This is a genomic window from Streptomyces sp. NBC_00316 (assembly GCF_036158715.1).
Lineage (GTDB): Bacteria > Actinomycetota > Actinomycetes > Streptomycetales > Streptomycetaceae > Streptomyces.
This window is the reverse complement of the sequence record NZ_CP108023.1, coordinates 227,241-247,998: the sequence shown is the minus strand read 5'-3', so window position 1 is coordinate 247,998 and position 20,758 is coordinate 227,241. Positions and strand designations below refer to the sequence as shown.

At 67.0% G+C, this 20,758-nt stretch carries 14 protein-coding genes and 3 pseudogenes; 12 read left to right on the top strand and 5 right to left on the bottom strand.

Annotation, left to right across the window (positions count from 1 at the left end):
• Positions 1 to 28 precede the first annotated feature (28 nt).
• The 4 genes from OG878_RS01185 (at position 29) to OG878_RS01170 (ending at position 3,942) form a co-directional block, all read left to right on the top strand.
• Positions 29 to 676: an FMN-binding negative transcriptional regulator gene (locus tag OG878_RS01185; RefSeq protein WP_328884972.1), complete on the top strand. Its 648-nt coding sequence runs from the start codon at positions 29 to 31 to the stop codon at positions 674 to 676.
• Positions 677 to 710: 34 nt separating this feature from the next.
• The gene (locus OG878_RS01180; RefSeq protein WP_328884971.1) at positions 711 to 1,418 is read left to right on the top strand and encodes a B3/B4 domain-containing protein; all 708 of its coding nucleotides are present in this window, start codon (positions 711 to 713) and stop codon (positions 1,416 to 1,418) included.
• A gap of 555 nt (positions 1,419 to 1,973) precedes the next feature.
• Positions 1,974 to 2,447, top strand: a complete 474-nt coding sequence (locus tag OG878_RS01175) for a carboxymuconolactone decarboxylase family protein (RefSeq protein WP_328884970.1) — start codon at positions 1,974 to 1,976, stop codon at positions 2,445 to 2,447.
• 730 nt (positions 2,448 to 3,177) lie between these two features.
• Complete coding sequence (locus OG878_RS01170; protein ID WP_328884969.1) at positions 3,178 to 3,942, top strand: alpha/beta fold hydrolase; 765 nt, start codon at positions 3,178 to 3,180, stop codon at positions 3,940 to 3,942.
• A 183-nt stretch (positions 3,943 to 4,125) separates the two neighbouring features.
• Here the strand turns inward: OG878_RS01170 and OG878_RS01165 are convergent, their stop codons facing one another.
• Positions 4,126 to 4,995, bottom strand: coding sequence for an LLM class F420-dependent oxidoreductase (locus tag OG878_RS01165; protein WP_328884968.1), 870 nt, complete (start codon positions 4,993 to 4,995; stop codon positions 4,126 to 4,128).
• Positions 4,996 to 5,198: 203 nt separating this feature from the next.
• Between OG878_RS01165 and OG878_RS42130 the strand changes: the two are divergent.
• Together OG878_RS42130 and OG878_RS01155 are read left to right on the top strand one after the other, a co-directional pair.
• Positions 5,199 to 5,309 (top strand): annotated as a pseudogene (locus tag OG878_RS42130) (IS5/IS1182 family transposase); the annotation flags it as partial.
• Positions 5,310 to 5,725: 416 nt separating this feature from the next.
• Positions 5,726 to 6,402 (top strand): annotated as a pseudogene (locus tag OG878_RS01155) (IS630 family transposase); the annotation flags it as partial.
• Here the strand turns inward: OG878_RS01155 and OG878_RS01145 are convergent.
• Positions 6,401 to 6,607: pseudogene (locus tag OG878_RS01145) on the bottom strand (transposase); the annotation flags it as partial. The pseudogenes OG878_RS01155 and OG878_RS01145 sit on opposite strands and share 2 nt — an antisense overlap.
• A gap of 94 nt (positions 6,608 to 6,701) precedes the next feature.
• Between OG878_RS01145 and OG878_RS01140 the strand changes: the two are divergent.
• Positions 6,702 to 7,148, top strand: coding sequence for a DUF6228 family protein (locus OG878_RS01140; protein ID WP_328884966.1), 447 nt, complete (start codon positions 6,702 to 6,704; stop codon positions 7,146 to 7,148).
• Between the two features lie 1,207 nt (positions 7,149 to 8,355).
• Positions 8,356 to 10,953: a rifamycin-inactivating phosphotransferase gene (rph, locus tag OG878_RS01135; protein WP_328884965.1), complete on the top strand. Its 2,598-nt coding sequence runs from the start codon at positions 8,356 to 8,358 to the stop codon at positions 10,951 to 10,953.
• A 438-nt stretch (positions 10,954 to 11,391) separates the two neighbouring features.
• Here the strand turns inward: rph and OG878_RS01130 are convergent, their stop codons facing one another.
• Positions 11,392 to 12,012 carry a DUF7691 family protein gene (locus OG878_RS01130; RefSeq protein WP_328884964.1) on the bottom strand — a complete coding sequence of 207 codons (621 nt, stop codon included), beginning with the start codon at positions 12,010 to 12,012 and terminating at the stop codon, positions 11,392 to 11,394.
• 397 nt (positions 12,013 to 12,409) lie between these two features.
• Here OG878_RS01130 and OG878_RS01125 point away from each other — a divergent pair, with 397 nt between their 5' ends.
• Positions 12,410 to 13,186 carry a DUF427 domain-containing protein gene (locus OG878_RS01125; RefSeq protein ID WP_328884963.1) on the top strand — a complete coding sequence of 259 codons (777 nt, stop codon included), beginning with the start codon at positions 12,410 to 12,412 and terminating at the stop codon, positions 13,184 to 13,186.
• Between the two features lie 753 nt (positions 13,187 to 13,939).
• On the opposite strand, the gene OG878_RS01120 is transcribed toward OG878_RS01125, so the two are convergent.
• Entirely contained in the window at positions 13,940 to 14,503 is a 564-nt protein-coding gene (locus OG878_RS01120; RefSeq protein WP_328884962.1) for a hypothetical protein, read from the bottom strand.
• A 434-nt stretch (positions 14,504 to 14,937) separates the two neighbouring features.
• Positions 14,938 to 15,207 (bottom strand): hypothetical protein, encoded by a 270-nt coding sequence (locus OG878_RS01115; protein ID WP_328884961.1) that lies wholly within the window; start codon positions 15,205 to 15,207, stop codon positions 14,938 to 14,940.
• Between the two features lie 680 nt (positions 15,208 to 15,887).
• Between OG878_RS01115 and OG878_RS42125 the strand changes: the two genes are divergently transcribed.
• From OG878_RS42125 to OG878_RS01100, 3 genes are all read left to right on the top strand, one after another.
• Positions 15,888 to 16,397, top strand: coding sequence for a hypothetical protein (locus OG878_RS42125; RefSeq protein WP_443049042.1), 510 nt, complete (start codon positions 15,888 to 15,890; stop codon positions 16,395 to 16,397).
• A gap of 157 nt (positions 16,398 to 16,554) precedes the next feature.
• Positions 16,555 to 18,447: an N-acetylmuramoyl-L-alanine amidase gene (locus tag OG878_RS01105; protein WP_328884960.1), complete on the top strand. Its 1,893-nt coding sequence runs from the start codon at positions 16,555 to 16,557 to the stop codon at positions 18,445 to 18,447.
• Between the two features lie 860 nt (positions 18,448 to 19,307).
• Positions 19,308 to 20,243 carry an RNA polymerase sigma-70 factor gene (locus tag OG878_RS01100; protein ID WP_328884959.1) on the top strand — a complete coding sequence of 312 codons (936 nt, stop codon included), beginning with the start codon at positions 19,308 to 19,310 and terminating at the stop codon, positions 20,241 to 20,243.
• Positions 20,244 to 20,758: the final 515 nt, after the last annotated feature.

Here is a 20,758-nt window from a genome sequence, read left to right as displayed (position 1 = left end):
ACCGCCCCGCCCACGCAAGGAGAAGTGCATGTTCATCCAGCCCTGGGACGCCGGCCTGGACGACGTCGAATGGCAGACCTGGATTGCCGAAGGCCACGACTTCGGCCAGCTCAGCGTCAACGGCCTGCCCGGCCAGGCGCCCGCCGTCGTCCCCACCCACTTCACCACCGACGGCAAGCATCTCCTGGTCCACCTCGCCCGCCCCAACCCGGTCTGGAAGACGATCGAGCACGATCCGAACGTCACCTTCACCGTCTTCGGCGACTACGCCTTCATCCCGGGTCCCTGGCGCGCCAACCCCGGTACTCCGCGCACCGAAGGTGTGCCCACCAGCTATTACGCGGCCGTGCAGTTCACCTGCTACGCCCATGTCGTCGACGACCCTGAGGCGAAGGCCGAGCTGCTGCGCCGCCAGCTCGCCCACTTCCAGCCCGACGGCGACCACGCCCCCGTCGCCGTCGACCAGCCGCCGTACGGCCGGATGCTGCCCGGCATCCGCGGTCTGCGCCTGGAGGTCACCGAGGTGCTGGCCAAGTTCAAGTACGACGACCACAAACCCGTCGAACACCGCACCGCCGTCGCCGACCACCTCACCGCACGCGGCCAGGGCCTCGACGCGCCCACCGCACGCCAGCAGCGGCGGCGACTGGACCGCATCGGCCCCTGGAAGCCCTGACCACCACCGCACGCCGTAGGAACGGAACCCGCCCATGACCGCCTTTCGTATCAGCCCCGCCGTCGCCAACGCCTTCTCCGACACTCTGATCGCCCTGGTCACCGCCAACGGCCTGCGTGGCCACGAACCCTGGCCCGAGACCGCTTCCTCCATGGAAGACCTGGAGCAGCAACTCACCGACGGGACCTGGCAGCCCGCCGATGAGAGCGACCTCCGTATCGAGGCGTGGCACACCGCCTACCGCTCCTTCGGCACCAACCCCCGCCGCATCCGCCCCAGCGTCGACGCGCTCGGCCGCCGCATGGCCAAGAAGGGATCGCTGCCCCGCATCAATTCGGCGGTCGACTCCTACAACGTCGTCTCCGTACACCACGGCCTGCCCGCCGGCGCCTTCGACCTCGACCACGTGACCGGCGTCGTCGACATCCGGGTTGCGGACGGCAGCGAGGAGTTCACCCCGCTCGGCGAACCCGACACCGTCGAAAACCCCAGGCCCGGCGAGATCATCTACGCCGACACCGTCGGCGTCCTGACCCGCCACTGGAATCACCGCGACGCCCACCGTACGCGCGTCACCGAAGACTCCACCCGCGTGGCTTTCGTCCTCGAGACCCTCCACGCCACCCGCGACGGGCACCTGCTCAAGATGGCGGCAGAGGAACTGCATGGCCTGCTCATCCCGCACGCCGAGCAGACCGCCGTCTGCTACTTCAGCCCGGAACACCCCGAAGCCGCCGTCTGAACACCCACTGCCCACAGGCGCCCAGGAAAGGGAGGGCCCCGAGCCTATTCAGTCGCGGGTGACAGACAGCGTCATCCCCTGTTCATGATGTGGGCTCGCACCACCAGCACGGCCCCTGCGGCAGCACCGGCACGCGGCACGGGCCGGCGCCGCGCTCATCGGGAGTTCCACACGTTCATGCTGTGACCAGGCACGGACACACCGCGCCGAGCGCAGTGTCCGGCCGGCGCACGTCGCAGGCCGGGCCCGGCTGCGATGCTCCTGCGGCCCCTGGGCGTCGAGCTCACGGAACCGGCCCCGGGTCTGGCGCAACTGCCAGTCCAGCCCCTCCTGATCGTTGTCACCGAAGGTCGGTGGCCACCAGGTTCGTGCCACCGAACGTCGAGTGACTGAGGATGCTCTGGGACAGGGGCGACGATTCCGCAACGGGACAGTGGCGCTGGTCTCTGCTGCGGTGCCGGAGAGGAGATACAGGCCACAGCGGTTCATGTCACATCCTGCCGAGCTGTGCCGTCGTTACCTGTGTAAGCACCGACAACGGTAGAGGAGAGCACCATGAGTGCCCGTTTGGACGCCTTCAGCAGTCCGACCATCGGCAACGTCTTCAAGCACATCGTTGCGGCAGGCAAGGTGCTCGAACACTCGACGCTGCCAACCGCGACGCAGGAGCTTGTGAGGCTCCGAGCCAGTCAGATCAACGGGTGCGGCTACTGCACGGACATGCACACCAAGGACGCCGTCGCCGCCGGTGAGACCTCGGTACGTCTCAACCTGGTCGCGGCGTGGCGGGAGGCCACCGTCTTCACCGAGGCCGAGCGGGCCGCGTTGGAGTTGACGGAGCAGGGGACCCGCATCGCGGATGCGGCCGGTGGGGTCACCGACGAGGCCTGGGCGAACGCTGCCAAGTACTACGACGAGGAGCAACTGGCCGCCCTGGTGTGCGCGATCGCCCTCATCAACGCCTTCAACCGGGCGAACGTCATCGTCCAGCAGCCCGCCGGCGACTACCAGCCGGGCCAGTTCGCATAACCAGGAGCAGCTGGCCGGGACTGCCAGTGCCCCCGCGTGCAGCATCACACGCCCCGGGCGCCCTCACCGGGGCCCGGGGGCGATGTCCCGGGTCCCACGGCGCTGCGACTGCAGTCGCCGGCCAAGCACAGTTCCACCGCAACGGGCTCCGGTCCTACGGCAGGAGAGAGCCGTCAGGGTGGCAGCAGGCAGGGCGGCCAGGCCGCAGGAACGCGTGGTGAGACTGACAGCGCAGCAGATCCTGACCAGTCACCCTCTCGCCCCGGATGAGCAAGCGGACGGCTGGCCCTCTGACCCGCCTTCCACCCGGCGAAGTTCTGGCCCGGCATCGAGTTGAATCTCGCCGGACCGACCCTGCTGGGCTTCGAGCGGGCCGGACGCAAGCGGAACGTGTCGACTTGGAAGGCACTCGGTTCGTCGGTGGCATCCACTTCGCTCATGCCGATCTCACCGCCCACGCGTACTTCCACCGTGCATACGGTTCGAAGGCTGCACAGGGAACATCGGTGGGACGTGGTTCGGACTACGGGCCGTCTTCTCCGACGCCGACTCCGGAGAGCAGAAGGCGGTCGTCGATTGGGCGACCTTCACAGGCATGGTCTGAGGGGACGGTTCCGCGAGGCGATGTCCGTTGGATGCAGCTCGTTCTGACCGAGAGGAAGGCGGTTCCGGTCTCTGTCGGCTGCTGGTCAGCCAAGGGGTGTCAGTGCTGCCGCATAGGATCCGCATCATGCGTGAGTTCTTCGTGGTCGGTGGACGGAAACTGTCGTATCTCGACTTCGGTGGTCCGGGTACCCCGCTTCTGGCCCTGCATGGGCACTACAACGAGGCGTCGGCGTTCGCGCCCTTGGCTGAGGCGTTGGCGCCGCGGTGGAGGGTGATCGCGCTCGATCAACGCGGGCACGGCGAGTCCGATCGTGCTCAGTGTTACGAGCGGGACGATTACGTCGCCGATGTCGCTGCCTTCCATCGGCATCTGGGCATCGGCCCGGTGGCGGTGCTGGGCCACTCGCTGGGCGGAGTGAACGCATACCAGTACGCTGCCCGGCAGCCGGATCGGGTCTGTGCGCTGATCGTCGAGGACATCGGCGCGGTGGTGGAAAGCGACTGGTCATTCACCTTGCGCCTGCCCCAGCAGACGCCGTCGCGCCGGGATCTGGTGGCGGCACTGGGCTCGGCGGCTGCCTATCTGGAGTGTTCCGTCCGTCGGGCGGAGGACGGCTGGGGATTCTCGTTCGACATCGAGCACACGGTGGCGTCCCAGAAGGCACTCAATGGTGACCACTGGCAGGACTGGACGGCGGTGGCCTGCCCCACTCTGCTGATCCGTGGAACACGCAGCGATGAGCTGGCGGCCGCGCATGCCAGGGAAATGATCACTCGTCGTGCCGGCATGGCCCGTCTCACCGAGCTGCCTGCCGGTCATGTAGTGCACCACGATGCTCCGGCCCGGTTCGCCGCCGCTGTCGAGGATTTTCTGTCCGTTCCGGGCTGATCGGCAGAAGAGCTGAACCCATGTCCGTCTCCCGGCGAGGTTGGGGCAGGACTGCCGGTCGCAGGGCCGCGGTCGACTACTCCGGCCTGGTCCAGCACGGCGATGCCCGCGGCCAGTCGTCCTGTCCCTGAGAGACGCCTTGCGGGCGTGAAAGCGTGCGGCAGGTACTCCGGCCGGCTCGGGTTATTTCTCCGGGCGAATCCAGGTCCGGGCGAGTTCCGCGACCCAGGTGGCTGCCGCGTCGGGAGCGGGCGGGGGTGCGCCGACGACGACGAGTTCGGTGACGCCCGCCGCACCGAGTGCGGGGAGGTGCTCCGGGACGCCGTCGCTCAGCGCGACGGCAACCGTGAGCTCGTCAAAAGCGCGACCGTGGCGGGCGCACTCATCGGCGATAACGGCGACACGCGCCGGGACGTCGGCCGCCGGGACGTTGAAGCCGTACCAGCCGTCGGCGAGCGTGGCCGCGCGGCGCAAGGCGGCGTCGCTGTTGCCGCCGACCACGACCGGGAGCTCGCCGCCGCGCAGCGGCTTCGGGTTGACCCGGATCGCGTCGAAGCGGGTGAACTCTCCTGTGAAGGAGGCCGGGTCCTCGGCCCAGATGGCGCGCATTGCGGCGAGATACTCCTCGGTGCGTCGCCCGCGCTTGGCAAAGGGCACTCCGAGCGCTGCGAATTCCTCGGCCGACCAGCCGACCCCGACTCCGAGGCTGAACCGCCCGGCGGAGAGCACGTCCAGTGTGGCGGCCTGTTTGGCGACCAGGACCGGGTTGTGCTCAGGCAGCAGGAGTACGCCGGAGGCGAGCTCGATCCGGCTGGTGACCGCTGCCGCGAAGGTCAGGGCAAGCAGCGGGTCCAGCCAGTCCGCGTCCGCAGGCACGGCGATCCGGCCGTCCGCGGAGTAGGGATAGCGCGAGGCGGGCGCGTCCACGAGCACCACGTGCTCCCCGCACCAGAGCCTCGCGAAGCCGTGCGTCTCCGCGGCTGTGGCCACCGCACGGATCACCTCGGGACGGGCACCGTCACCGATACCGAGCGCGTGCAACCCCACTCGCATTTTCACCTCCGGGCATCACCTCAAGAACTCCTGACGAAATGATCTCTGTGGTGGTTGGATCGCTTCGGGATTTTGACCATCCGGGTGTGTTCAGTGGGTCGGTCGAACCGTGGGATGGTGACGACACGTTGCGGGTGGTGATCGAATCGCTGCTGCCGAAGTTTGAGCGCCGGAGGCGTCATCCTGGTCGGAAGTGACATACGGACCTACTGGTGTTTCAGTACATTCTGTTCGTGTTGCATACCGGACTCGCCTGGGAATGCCTACCGCAGGACCTCGGCCTCGGCTCTGGCGTGACGTGTTGGCGCCGCCTGGAGATCCGCGATGACATCCATGAGACCGAAACCATCCCTGACCAGCGGGAATCAGACGATCAAATTCGCTTGAGGCAGAGCTTCTTACACTACCCCGGTGCACGTCAAAGGATGGCCCTCTGGTGGCCAGCAGCAAACTACAATCTGTCCGCCGAGCTCCCCAGTAGCGCACTCCACAGCAGTGGGGGAGATGCCGTCCTTGCCCGCAGCGGTCCGGGCGAGAGCACGAGAAAATGATGATTGAAGCTGGATACACAGTCAGGAGGAACGCCAATTCCGGCTGTACTTCACTTGGTCGCTTGAACTTGACTTTAACAACAGGGTGCTCGTGATCTGAGCACTTCATGTCTCTTACTGAGGTTTTCGTGTTGTCGTCGGGTGGTGACGGTTCATGATCCCTGCGGTATGCCGGTGGGGTGAGGTATTCGGAGGGTGGGGGCCTGACCGCTGAGCGTCGGGCGTTTCGTGAGGAGATCCGGCTTCAGGCCGGGCATCGGTTCGCGGCGGGTGAGAAGACCTCGGTGATCGCCAAGGACTTGCGAGTGAGCGTGCGGTCGGTGGAACGCTGGCGCCGTGCCTGGCGCGAGGACGGCATGGAGGGCCTGCGTTCCGCGGGTCCGGCGAACTCACCGACCATCACCGATACCCAGTTCGCCGTGCTGGAGGAGGAACTCGGCAAAGGCCCGGCGACGCACGGCTTCGAAGACGAACGCTGGACCCTGGTCCGGGTCCAGGCGGTGATCCGCCGTCGGCTGCGAGTGAGCCTGTCGGTGGCGACGGTGTGGCGGCTGCTGAAACGGCACGGCTGGTCCTGGCAGGCGCCCGCCCGCAGAGCACTGGAGCGTGACGAGCACGCGGTGGAGCTGTGGAAGAAGGAGGTGTGGCCCCGGGTAAAAGGCTCGCGGCGGCCTTTGGGGCCTGGATCGTCTTCGAGGACGAGGCCGGTTTCTCGATGACGCCGCCCCGTCCCCGCACCTGGGGCCGGCGCGGGCACACCCCCGTCATCCGCGTGCGTGGCAGGTCCCGCCTCCGGACCTCGGTTGCCGCGCTGTGTTGCTACAAGGCCGGCGAGAAGAGCCGTCTCATTCACCGGTGGCCGGGCTCACGCCAAAGCAGGGAGGCAATCGGCGCCAGGCGCACGACGTGGTCAGCGCGTACACGATCGCGGTGAACACCTTCCGGTCAGCCACCGGAGCCGTCCCACCACCCTGTCGACGGGGCCGGAACGCTGGTATCAGCGGCGCGGCTATCTCCCACAGCCCGTCAGGAACCAAGTCACGCTCAAGATCCACAGCCATGGTTGACGATCATGCCCCAGGGAAGCTCACTCCGCTGCCAGCCCACCAGAAAACGACTTTGGACCACCCAGCCTGGCCCTTCTAACCTGCTCACGTGATCGACTACGACGAATCCGGCAGTCCCACGGTCCGGGTGGGAGACCCCGGACCGCGACCCGTCCACCTGCTGTTCTCCGAGCCGACGCGCCCGTATGACGAGGAGCCGACGCTCGACTTCCTAGTGAAGGCACGCGGTCAGTGGGTGAGTGTCGAGACCTCGGTACGGACTTGGGACGGCGACGGCCTATACAGCTTCCTCTCCTCAATGGCCGAGGACTTCCGGGGTTGGGAGGGAGCGCGCACCTGGCACTCGTTGGAATACGACCTGACAATCTCGGCGGAACACCAATCTGGCGGCCACGTCCACCTGACCTGGGGCATTCACGACCGGCCCCCGTTCGAGGACTGGCACTTCGAGACCACCACGGTGCACGCGGCCGGCGAGGAGATGGGAAACCTTGCCGCCGAGGTCCATACCTTCCTCACGAGCGTGACGACGTAGCGGGAGCCCGTTCCCGCGCTGGCCACCACCACGTGAGACCACGCCTTAGGTGTGTGAATGAATCGACGATGTCGATCGGGAGAACAAGCCAATTCTCGCATGAGAGTGAGTTGGTAAAGTTAATGGTCGACGAGGATCCATCAACCTCCTTCACCATGCCAATAACTGACAACTCTTCAGGATTGGGTAGGGCGTCGCTTGACAGCAAGGATGAAAACTCTGCGGGTTCATAAGTGCGCATCAGGGCCACCCATCCCGCAACTCCGCACCATTCCGCGGAAATGACACCGCAGCTTCCGGAGTTGCGATCGATCTTCCTACAGGCTAAGGGCTGTCCCGTAATCCCTGGTGGATCAGCGCGCGGCGTCGGATGCGGTGCATCGCAAGGCGGAGGGGCGTCCTCATACGGGGTGTATTCGGGCGTTCCGACAACGCGGCGAGGTGCCGCAGCTGTCGTCGTGCGCCCGCCAGGGATTACGGGACAGTCCTTAGCCCCGCAGTCATGGTTGTGCACCTTGATAAGCCGTGTCGTCTGCGTGTGCTGACCACGCCGCCACTTGCTCTGGCGGTCGGCATGCAGCGCTTCACGCTACTCGTGTCGCCCGGTTAGAATTCCCGATTGCGATGCGCGAGACGCACACCCTGAGTGCCGCTGGAAATGGCGGCGCGCTCGACGTTCGGGCCTCGTCGGCAAGGGAAATCACTTTTGGCTCCGCGGCTGCATCCGTAGGCCGATGGGACATCCGCCCTTGCCAACGCCGCACACGTACGCAGCGCGCCACCGCTTCGCGGGTTTCTTGTCACTTCCATTGGGCGGCAAAGGCAAAGGCAAAGGCAAAGGCAAAGGCAAGGAGAGCTCTCTCCTTGCCCCTCTCAACGTATAGCGCACAGGGGGGCTTGCCGCAAGACCCCCGTCACGGCGGAGAATCGTCGGCCGGTGCCACAACCTGCAGAAATGGGGGCGCGACGTGCGTGTGCTGTTGTCGACGTATGGGGGACGCGGTGACGTCGGACCAGTGGTGGGACCGGCAGTGCAGCTGCGGGTGCTCGGCGCGGAGGTACGGGGGTGCGCGCCGCGCGACTCGTCAGAAGGAAGGCAACCAGGGATGAGGACATGCTCGACCAATGGTTCGACAGAGTGGGAGGCGCCGGTGATTCGATCGGCCACCGCAGTACAACGGAGCACGGCTGCCTCGGAGGTATCGCAATGATCGCGCAGTACGTGGTGGATCTTCGCGAAGGTGACGAGACGCAGGTCGCGGTCGTCGGCGGCAAGGGCGCACACCTGGGCGGGCTGTCGCGGATCGAAGGCATCCGCGTGCCGGGCGGCTTTTGCGTGACGACGGACGCCTTCCGGCGGATCATGGCGGAAGCGCCGTCGATCGATGATCGGCTCGATCAGTTGTCGCGCTTGAACCCGGACGACCGGGAGGCGATCCGCACGCTCAGCGCGCAGATTCGTCGGACCATCGAAGAGACCACCATCCCGGGCGATCTCGCGGCGGCGATCACCCGCGCGCTCTCCCAGCTCGGCGAGCAAGCCGCCTATGCCGTCCGATCCAGCGCGACGGCGGAGGACCTGCCGACGGCCTCCTTCGCCGGCCAGCAGGACACGTACCTGAACGTCGTAGGGCCGACGGCGATTCTCCAGCACGTCAGCCGGTGCTGGGCCTCGCTGTTCACCGAGCGGGCCGTGACCTACCGCCGGCGGAACGGCATCGATCACCGCACGGTACACATGGCCGTGGTCGTGCAGCAGATGGTCTTCCCGCATGCGGCCGGGATCCTGTTCACGGCCGACCCCGTCACGGGCAACCGGAAGGTCGCCACCGTGGACGCCGGCTTCGGTCTCGGCGAGGCCCTGGTCTCCGGCCTGGTGAACCCGGACGTCTTCAAGGTGCGACACGGCGAAGTCGTCGCCAAGGCGATCGCCGCCAAACAGCGTGCCGTCCACGCCCTGCCGGCCGGCGGTACGCAGGAAGTGGCGATCGACTCGCAGCGGCAGGAGCAGCCGGCGCTGACGGACGCGCAGGTCGTGCGGCTCGTGCAGCTCGGGGGGCGGATCGAAGCGCACTTCGGCCGCCCGCAGGACATCGAATGGTGCCTGGTCAACGATGACTTCCAGATCGTCCAGAGCCGGCCGATCACGACGCTGTTCCCCATCCCCGAGACCGGCGACCAGGAGAATCACGTCTACGTCTCCGTCGGTCATGGGCAGATGATGACCGACCCCATGAAGCCTCTGGGCCTCTCCATGTGGCGACTGACGGCCATGGTGCCGATGCATGAGGCCGGCGGGAGGCTGTTCGTCGACGTCACCCGGCGCCTGGCCTCGCCCGCGAGCCGCGCCGCCCTCCTGGACGTCATGGGGAAAGGCGATCCGCTGATCAGAGACGCTCTGGAGACCGTTCTCGACCGCGACGACTTCGTCCCGTCCCTCCCGGACACGGGTCCCGGCGGGCCGCCGGCCCGCGGTGCGTCCGCCCCGGTCGAGGTCGATCCGGCCATCGTCACCGAGCTGATCGAGCGCAGCCAGACATCCATCGCCGCCCTGGAGCGCGACATCCGGACGAAGACCGGACCCGCGCTGTTCGACTTCCTGCTGGACGCCTTCGAGGAGCACAAGCGAGTCCTCGGTGATCCGCCGAACATCCAGGCGATCATGGCCGGGATGGAGGCCACGTGGTGGCTCAACGACAATCTGCAGGAGTGGCTGGGCGAGAAGAACGCGGCTGACACGCTCACGCTGTCCGCCCCCGACAACGTCACGTCGGAGATGGGTCTGGCGCTGCTCGACGTCGCGGACGTGATCCGCCCGCAGCCGGAGGTGGTGGCGTTCCTGCAAGGCGTCGAGGGCGATGGCTTCCTGGACGAGCTGCCGAAGCTTGCGGGTGGGACCGAAGCGCGTGACGCCATCGAGGCCTACCTCGAGTCGTACGGCATGCGCTGTGTCGGAGAGATCGACATCACGAGGCCACGGTGGCGTGAGCGCCCTGCCACGCTCGTTCCCGTGATCCTCGACAACGTCAGGAACTTCGAGCCGGGCGCCGCCGAGCGACGCTTCGAGCAAGGGCGGCAGAAGGCGCAGAAGAAGCAACAGGAGGTGCTGTCCCGCTTGCGCACCCTGCCGGACGGAGACCGGAAAGCCGACGAGACCAAGCGGATGATCGACCAGGTCAGAGCCTTCGTCGGGTACCGGGAGTACCCGAAGTACGGCATCGTCAGCCGCTACTTCGTTTACAAGCAGGCCCTGTTGGAGGAGGCCGAGCGTCTCACGCAGGCCAACGTGCTCTCCGAGAAGGAGGACATCTTCTACCTCACGTTCCAGGAACTCCACGATGTCGTGCGCTCGAATCAGGTGGATGACCAGCTCATCCAGCAGCGCAAGGACGCGTTCCGGTCGTACCACGCGCTCACACCGCCACGGGTGCTCACCTCGGACGGTGAGGCCCTCACCGGGGCCTACCGGCGCGACGACGTGCCTGCCGGCGCCCTGATCGGCCTGCCTGTTTCCGCCGGGACCATCGAAGGACGGGCCCGAGTCATCCTTGACATGGCGGAGGCCGATCTCGAAGCGGGCGACATCCTGGTCACGGCCTTCACGGACCCCAGCTGGTCGCCGCTGTTCGTCGGAATCGCGGGCCTGGTGACGGAGGTGGGCGGCTTGATGACCCATGGCGCAGTGATCGCCCGGGAGTACGGCTTGCCGGCCGTCGTGGGCGTGGAGCAGGCCACCCGGCTGATCCGGGACGGGCAGCGGATCCGCGTGCACGGAACCGACGGGTACGTCGAGGTCCTGCCTTGACCGACCACACCGAGAAGCCCCATCCGTAGCTTCCGACCGAACAGCGCCAAGCAGGTGATGGCCACCCCACGACCGCCGCCCGCAACGCGGACAGGATCCGTACCTGTTCCTCACCTGGGAAGTGCCTCTTCCGCTCGCACGTACAGAGCCGTCAGCACGTCCTATGGTTGCAGTTCAGAGGCGTTTTCTACTGTTTCGATCACCCACCGGACAGCACCCCTCGTGAAATCCCGAGGTTAGTCCGAGCGGCATACGTGAAGCCCCGTCAGGTGCGTCCTGACGGGGGCTTCTGCGTGGGGAGACGGCAGCAGTTGACGGCAGCGTCAGCCGAGGCGGAGGGGGGCGGTGCGGCTGACGGAGTTCCGACGGCATCGGGCGGCCACCAATCCACCACGAGTCGCTGGCGGGGGCGGCCATCCGATCGCCCCCTTCACGAAGTCAGGAACGGAAGCCAATAACGCCGAAGCCGGACCGTGCCGCCGCGCGCCGCATCCAGTCGAGGCACTGCATGACGGCTTCCACGACTTCGGGCTCCAGCGGCGGAGCCTCTTGCGACTCGTCGACCGCCCTCTTGGTGGCCTCGAACTGCTCCAGCGCCTGGGCGATGTGATCGGGCGTCCACTCTCCGCAGCCCGGTGTGAAAGCGTACGGCAGTGGAGCGGGCGGGTCGCCGTGGCTGAAGGCTTCCACGGACACGGCGGTGATGCCCAGAGCCTTCAGACCCTGGTCGACGACTGAGAGCCAGTCGCCCTTGTGCGGTGTGAACCTGTCGTTGGGCAGAAACTCGCCAGTGAGCGAGCACAGCCGGTCGTAGGCATAGCCGTACTGGAAGGCGTGATCCGGGTTCTCGCTGAAGGGCCCGCCGTGGACGACCGCGTGCAGCGCCTCGTATGCTGTAGGGGCGCACTGCTCGATCGCGTGGCTGTGATAGTCGTCGTCGCGAGCCAAGTCGTCCCCGAAGCGGGTGCGTATCACCTCCAGCAACTGGTCATCGCGGGATCCGATCAGGGCACGCGTAGCGGCCACGTCGAGCAGGTAGACGCTCAAAGAAGAACTCATGAGACTGAGCCTATGGGAAGCCGCTGACACCACTGCGCGGCCGCCGGCAGGCACAGCACCACGGTGTCACTGCGCAGTACCTACGACTGCCTACGTCGCCCAACTGCCGCCGCCTGCCCGCCGTGTCCGCACCGAACTCCCCACGGGACGCACCGAACCTTGTGTCGAACTCCGCCGGGCAGGCACCGGCGCCTCTCCCGCCGAGGCCGGCCGCGGCGCCCGACACGCGGCGGCCGTTCGCATTGCCCACGTCACACCCCCGAGGTGCCGTCACTTGCCCACTCGGTAGTATTCCGGACGAAAAGGTGAGAGCCCCCGGTCAGGGCAGGCGTATCCGTTCGAAGGCGCGCCGGCGACGCAGGGGCGCACGGAGTGCGAGCGAACCGAGGTATCACCGATGGCGGACGAGAACGTGCAGTACCCGAGCCTGATCGCCCCGGTCGGGCACGTCGAGCCCGTACCGCGACGCATCCGGGGGACGATCGGCGGCCGCGTCGCCTTCGATACCCGGCGCGCACTGTACGTGTGGGAATGGCCCGCCTATCCCCAGTTCAGCATTCCGGTCGAGGACCTGGTCGACGGTGTGCTCATCGACGAAGAGCACACCGAACTGCTGGGCGCCGGATCCGCGCGGCGACACACCCTGCAGGTCGGATCCGAGGTCCGCGCGGGTGCGGCATGGGTGTGGGAGGACGGCGCCCCGGAGCGCTTGCACGGCACCGTCCGTTTCGAGTGGGAGGCGCTGGACTCCTGGTTCGAGGAGGACGAGCCGGTGTTCGTCCACCCGCGGAGCCCCTACTCCCGGGTGGACGCGCTGCGCTCCTCCAGCAGCGTCCGTGTGGAGGTGGACGGGGTCGTGCTGGCGGAAGCGCCGAACTGCATCACGCTGTTCGAGACCGGTCTGCCGACCCGCTACTACCTCGACCGCATGCACGTCGACTGGACCCGGCTGCGCCACTCCGACACGGTGACCCGCTGTCCGTACAAGGGAACGACGAGCAGCTACTGGTCGTTCGACAGCGAGGTCGCCACCCACGAGGACATCGCCTGGGCGTACGACTTCCCGACGATCCACGCCAACCGTATCGCCGGCACGGTCGCGTTCTACAACGAGCACGTCGACCTGTATATCGACGGCACCCTGCTGCCGCGTTCCTCCGATCCGGCAGCGTAGGACAGTGTTCAATGCCGGGGACACGCGAGTGGCGACGCGTGCGCCGCTGACCACTAAGACAGTGTCATGCTCATCATCACACTGTCTTCTTGGATGCCGGTAGCTGGGCCATCGCGCACAGGCACCCGACACCCGTTTCCTCCGGTCTGCGACCGCCTCGGTCGAGTCACGGCAGGCAGCGGACCAACGACCGTGGGCGACACTCGGGGGCAGCGGAAGAAATAACACTGTGGCTGAGTAACATGTTCACCGACAGCCGTGGGCGTATGCGGCCTGAAGAAACGCTGTGATAAGTTGATCACAGCGTCTTGGAGGTCGTGCGTACGAGCCCTGTGGAGGGCGTCCGAAACGTGTTCGGCATCTGTGTGTCCAGAGCCGAACGGGTGTTGCGCTCCGGGCGCCACCGGAACCCCCGCCAGTGGCGCACTGAGCCCTCTTCGTCCCCGGCGCCCGAATGGCGAGGACCTGCCCTGAGCAGCCTCCTACAGGCCCGACGACGGTGCGGAACCGCTTGATCGCCCAGGGCAGGTCTTGCGGCACGCAGCGCCTGTCCCCAGCTTGAGGCGTCGGCAGGTCACACCGTGCGGGGTTGCCGCCAACCACCCTTGTGCGGGGCGGAGTCGGGTGCGGGAATGCGCTGTTACCCCCGGCGGATCTCACATGTGCTGGAGACCAGCCACCGGCGCCCGGCGGCCACAAGCCGCCTCCCGGTCGGAGACCGCCTCGTGCGCAACGCTGCCATCTGTGCCCCGGTTACGCGTGCTGGGCGCGGTAGAGGCCCCGGCCGGTTCGGCGGATGCGGGATGCGCCGACCAGACGATCGAGCGTGCTCCGGACCGCGTTGATACTCCCACTGTCGGCATCGCGGCCGAGTGCCGCGGCCACATCGCGGGCACGCACATCCGCATCGTCTACCCCGGCGAAGTACTCCAGGATCTGCTCGGTGAGCTTGCCGTATTCCGTCTGCTTGTCAGCGTCGGTGGAGGCTCCAGGGGCAGCAGGCCTTTTTGCCTGGCGTTCGGGCTTCGACGCGACGTCTGCGGACGAGTAGATGTTCGTCTGCAGTTCCGCGGGCGAAGATGCCTGGTCCGGCGCCGCAGCCGCAGCACGGGGAGTGACCGCCGGGGTCGAGCCGGCTGGGTCGAGCATCAGAGCCTCGAGGGCACTCAGCGCCCGCTGGACGGAGCCGAGATGCGCTACGACTGCAGCCAGTTCCCTCTCCAGCGCCCGCCTCTGGACCTCCAGGCGCGTCAGGTCCTCCTGGAGACTTTCAGCAGTGATCTCAATGTTATGCGCGGCTCGGGTCACAGAGACCATGTGTTCCTCTCATCCTCAACCCCTCTTGGTGCGTCCCTGTCGGCTCACCTGCGATGCCGCTCGGCCGACCTCGGGATGGGTACCCCGGCACATCATATGCTGGAGGTCCTCCCGCATACAGCTGAATCGGACGGATGCGCATGTTACGGAGAGGCCGGTGCACTGTATGACCGGAACACGGAACACGGTGCTGTCGCCTGGGAGGGGAGAATGCCCGACCTGCCGAGCAGTTGAGACACTTCGGTGGTGTTTGGGATAAAGAGCTATATCCCGTCGATGCTTGCCACTGTCCGGGGAAACTCAATGGGTATGAGTGACCGGAAGGTCCGGCCCGTGGGCCGCTGACACCGTCCGCCGGCCGCGCAGCGTCGACCACCGCCACTTGCAGAAGCCAGGGCGCGATCCCCGTCAGGGCCGGCGCGGCAGGGAACGTTTCAACCACTCTGTGCATGCGTCGAGGGGGTGGGGGACGGCGGTTCGTCCTGGGAGGGCGAACCACCGTGAACCTCACGGTCCGCGACGTTGGAGACGGATGCAGAGCGGCGCAGCCGGCGCAGCGCGTCGGAGACCGCCTTGATGCGCGCGTCGACAGTGTCGAGGGCCTCGTGAAGCGCGCGCAGACGGGCCTCGAGCAGGGCGGCCTCGGTTGCCAGAGACACACTGGCGGCGGCGGCATCGGAGTGCGTGTCAGGGTCTCTGGGCATCATGCCTCTTTCGTCGGCTCAAGCCGGGAGTCTTGAGGAACCGGAATGGTTGCGGATCGGCAGGGGGAAACCGTGTGTTCTGGCCGTCCTCCGCCGCGAGCGGCGCGCCGTCGGTGCCGCAGGCGAGCTGTGGGGCATCGCATCAGCATGAGCCGCTCCGCGGGAGCCGGTACCCGCACCGGACAGCACATGCAGGCGGCAGTCTTCGGACGGCTGTGGCAGACGCCTGGGATCGAGCGATGCGGATGCCAGGTCGGCCCGGCCGCCGGTGAGCAGGTATCGCGCGGATGCATCGGTTGTCCCGGGGGCTTGACATGCTTGCTCCCCTTCCTCGCTGCGGGGGCTTGCACGGACACCGCGCAAGTCATACCTGCATTGACCGAACAACTGAGGGAGCTGTGACAGCCGCCCATCGAGCCCTGCGCCCGCCTGTATGCCGAGCTTGATCGCGGACGCGTCTTCACCCGAGTTGTCGCGGCGGCCGGGTCGGCGCCGCGGCACCGGTTCGCGCTGTCGGTAGGCGGTGCGGCCGGAGGCTGGTGGGCTGCCTACCCGGCGGCTGCCTCGGTGTCGGCGGCCGGCTCGCTGGTCGCCGACACCGGAACGCCGGCTCGGATACCCGCCCGATGTCACGGCATTCTTCGACGGCGGCAAGGTCCGGGCCCTGGTCAAGCCGGTGCATGGCCATCGGCACGTCGCCCGCGGCCCGCCGGCACTGCGGCTTCTGCCGGATCGGGACAGCCCTTGGCCCAAGGGCCCTGGGCCTCGACGAGCCGCGGCGCGTCGGTGAGTCCGTGCGCTCGATGGACCTGAACCACACCACAGTCACCGGCTTGGCACGTGACGATCTGAAGGGCGGCGAGGCCGACCGCCTGACGCACGGCAGGCTGCATCAAGATCGAACCGCCGATCCCGGAAAGGTGGAGGCGGAGAACATCGGCTCCTCCGACGTGATGGCCGGCCGTCCGGTCCGTTCCTGTGACCGCGTGGGCCGGCTGCAAGGCCTGGCTGTCGCAAAGCGTCAGAATCGTCCGAACTCCCACATCGGCCGGTACGGAACGGCCGGCCGCCGGCGCACCGTGAATACCCTCGTGAACCAGTCGACAGGTGAACGGCGCACTCCAAGCCTCGCTTGTTGTGAAGGTTCCGTTCACAGCATGATCCTGTACTCGCACCATAGGATAGTGTGATGTGTTGACACGAGCTCAAGCAGTAGTGTCAAAGCGTGCAAGTTCACTACCGCACGCCCAACAGGCGGCGTCCGAGGCCGAGTTCGACGTCATCGGCATTGAGGTTCGGCAGTGACTTCTCAAGATCATTACCAGCGTGTGAAAGCTAGGTACTGCAGTGCACAAGCGTAAGCCGCGATGGCGGCTGCCACTGACGATCACGGCAGGCGTGCTGGCGGCAGCGAGCATGGCAACCGTTCCCTTGTTCGCCCAGGCGTCAGGGGCACAGACACAGACCGACACCCGCCAGAACGCTTTTGAGCAGGCCGCGGCGGAGTACGGCGTTCCCGTGCCGGTCCTTCTCGCAGTGGCGTATCACGAGTCGGCCTGGAACGCCCATCCCGGCGAACACAGCACCAGCGGCGGCTACGGCCCCATGCACCTGACCGACGTGACGCCCGAGATGATGGCCGGAGGCGGTGCGGGAGCGGTCGGCCGCGGCGACCTCAAGGAGATGACCGCCGATCCGTCGCTGCACACCCTCCAGGCGGCCGCAGAAGTGACGGGTCTGCCCGCCGACGAACTGCGCAACGACGAGGTCGCCAACATCCGCGGAGGCGCGGCCCTCCTCGCCTCCTACGCAAAGACCGCGGTGGGTGACACCCCGGCGGACCCGGGCCAATGGTATGCCGCGGTGGCCCGCTACAGCGGATCCGGGCAGAAGCACGCGGCACAGGTGTTCGCTGACCGGGTCTTCGCCACGATCAAGAAGGGTGCCGACGAAACCACCCAGGACGGGCAGCACGTGCGGCTGTCCGCCGCACCGGACGTCCGACCGGCCACCGGGCAACTGGCCGCGCTGCGCCTGAAGGCGGCCGCCGCGGCGGACACGGAGTGCCCGTCCACCCTCGACTGCGTCTTCATCCCGGCAGCGGCGGCCAACGGCCAGGTGTCCAACCGACCCGCCAACGGGATCCGGATCGACTCCATCGTCATCCACGACACCGAGTCCTCCTACGAGTCGGCCATCAGTACCTTCCAGACGCCGGGCGGCGGCTCGGCTCACTACGTGATCCGTTCCTCCGACGGCGCCGTGACGCAGATGGTGCCCACCAAGGACCTCTCCTTCCAAGCGGGCAACTACTCGACCAACATGCACTCGGTCGGCATCGAGCACGAGGGCTACGCCGCCGCCGGCGGCAGCTGGTACACCCAGACCCAGTACGAGACCAGCGCGGAACTCGTCACGTACCTGGCCGACCGCTTCGGCATCCCTCTGGACCGGCAGCACATCGTCGGGCATGACAACGTCCCCGGACCGAACTCCGCCTTGGTCTCCGGGATGCACTGGGACCCGGGCCCGTCCTGGGACTGGGAGCGCTTCATGAGTCTCCTTGACGCCCCTGTCGACGGCCGTCATGGCGTCGGCCGGATCGGTTCGGCCGTAACGATCACTCCCGGGTTCGCCCACAACCAGCAGACCGTAGAGGTCTGCCCGTCCGACGACCCGACGGGTGCCACACCTGAATGCGCTGAGAGGCGCCAGCCGTCGAACTTCGTCTACCTGCGGACCGCGCCCAGCCACACCGCCCCCCTCTTCGGTGACCAGGCCATCCACTCGGACGGCATCGGTACCAACCGGATCAACGACTGGGGCAGCACCGCGCAGGCCGGGCAGCAGTTCGTCGTCGCAGACCGCAAGGGCGACTGGACGGCCATCTGGTACAGCGGCACCGAGGTCTGGTTCTACAACCCGCACGGCCGCAACACCACACCTGCTCATGACGTGACAGTGGTCAGGGCCGCCGGCACCTCGCCGGCAGCGGTGTACGGATCCAGTTACCCGGACGCGGACGAGTACCCCGCCGGGCTCTCACCCTCCACCCAGGCCCCGCTCAGCTTCTACACGGTGCCCGTCGGCCAGGCCTACGTCGCCACCGGCGCGGCTGCGGTCACCGACGACTATTTCCCGTCCAGCGGCCGTGTCGTGACCGGCGGCAAGAAGATGTACACCATCCAGTACAACCACCGGACAGGCCTGGTGTACGAGACCGACATGGCTGCACGGTGACGGTCGGATAGCCGCTATCCGCCTTCTTCCGGCTGCCGCCCCGCAGGCGTCCTTCCTGTGGCGGAGAGAACACCCTGCCGGGAGCCGAAGGCCAAGGAATGCTGAGACCTGGTGTGGTGGCCGGCCGGCCCGGCCACCACACCAGGGCAGGGCGTGCGGGCGCTGCACTCCCGGCCCACCGGAATGAATGCAGCGAAGAGACCTCCGCCCCTTCATGGAGAGGCGGCGGTGGCCGCACCGTGGTCCCCCTTCGGCCGGCTTCCGAGCGGTCATGAGCCAACGGGAGCCGGCCGCGGATGCCGGCACGTCGAATGTCTCCATGCGTTGCCGCAGGCCGCGAGCCTCTTTCCGTCGAGATAAGGCTCCGCGCCGTGAGGCCGGCCCATGGACGCTGTCACGGGACCAAGGGCCGCTGCCGTGAATCTTCCTGGCAGCGAGCGAGCGGCGAGACACCACTGTTTTGTGCAGACGTCGCAGAGAAGAACCATCAGTTGACACCATGTGAGTGAAGAGAGAGGACTCCAATGCCCATTTCACACCCTTTGAAGAGGGGAAGTGAGCCCGGCACGCCACCCTGCAGGCCCTGCGGCGACTTTGCTCCGGACGCCGGGAACGACTCGGCACGGCACATCTGTCACAGAACGGCGAATGATCCCGGGCTGTCGAACGGACGCAACTGGAGCAGCTGTGACGTCCAGTGACCTCAGCGCTTGCGGTGGCCGGGCAGCCAACCCTGGGGAACATGACGGCGGGAACACGCTTTTGCATGAGCCGGCTGACCCAGCGGGCCATCACGCGGTGGTCACATGACCACACCGCCCAAGAGCACCGGGACCCGGAGGAACGGACACAGCAGGATCATGCATCACGAGACATCTCCCACGGAAAGTAGCCTGGACCAGGCAGTGGCTGTTTTCGTGGAGCTCCGCCCACGTCTTTTCGGCATCGCATACCGCGTGCTCGGCAGTGCGGTGGAGGCTGAAGATGTGGTTCAGGAAGCGTGGATGCGTTGGCAGAAGACCGATCGTTCGGTAGTGGTCAGCCCCATCGCATTTCTGTCGAGTACCACGACCCGGCTGGCCATCAACGTGGCTCAGTCTGCCCGCGTACGCCGCGAAACCTACATCGGTCCGTGGCTGCCCGAGCCCATTGACACGGGCACCGACCCGGAGGTGGGCGCTGAGCGGGCAGAGGCTCTGGAACTGGCGCTGCTCCTCGTTCTGGAGAAGCTGAATCCCACAGAGAGGGCCGCATACGTCCTGCGAGAGGCGTTCGACTACGCCTATGCCGAGATCGCCGAGATTCTTCAACTCAGCCTTGTCAACGTACGGCAGATCGTGAGCCGGGCGCGCAAGCGTCTCTCGGCCGAGCGACGGGAGCCCGTGGACACGGCGGAGCACAGACGGCTCCTTGAAACCTTCGTCTCGGCGGCGCAAACGGGGAATGTCGCCTTGCTGGAGGCTCTCCTCACGCCGGATGCCGTCAGTCTGTCCGACGGCAACGGCATGCGAGGCGTCGCTCGCATCCCCGTTCTGGGCCGCGCACGCGTGGCGAACCTGGCGATGGCCTATCCACGGTTCTGGCGCGGGGTGGACGTCGAGCACGTCCAGGCCAATGGGCGGACCGGAGTGATGATTCACCAGGATGGCCGGCCCACGACCTTCCTGACGATAGCGGCCTCGCACGAGGGTATTCACAAAGTGATGTGGGTGTTCAACCCGAGCAAGATCGCCACATTCTTGGACTCGCGCCTTCGTTCCACGTCGGCACTCGGTACTCGCCACGCGGCGCTCTGAGGGATGTGCCGTAGGCACGATATGGATGAGTGCTTCAGCTCCTGCCCTGCCAGCACCTGCCGGACCTGACATGCCAGGAACACGGCCCGCTCGCTGCGGAAACCTTGCGGTGATGCTGCAGCACGCGGCCCACTGCCGTATACGGCGATGAAGAGGGCGACGGGCGCCGCGTACGGAGTTGCCGCTTGACGGTCAGTGAGGGAGCCGGGGTCGACGGCAAGGCCGAGGCCGGCAGCGATGGCAGCGACGGCAGCCGCGGACGCGACGACTGCGCAGTGGCCGTAGTCCCACACCGGGCCTGTGATCAGGGTGACACGGGGAGCGGTGTTCTCCGAGCGAAGTGCAGCCGCCACAAGGCGGACCAGGGAACGCATCCGGTGCGAGCACGACCATGCACCCGAGTTCTCCATCGGTGCCCGACGGGGTGCGTACGGTGGTGGTGCTGGCCGGTCGTCGGTGCCGCAGGCCTGAGGCGAACCGGATGACGTCCATCAGGCTCACCAGATCGGGAAGAA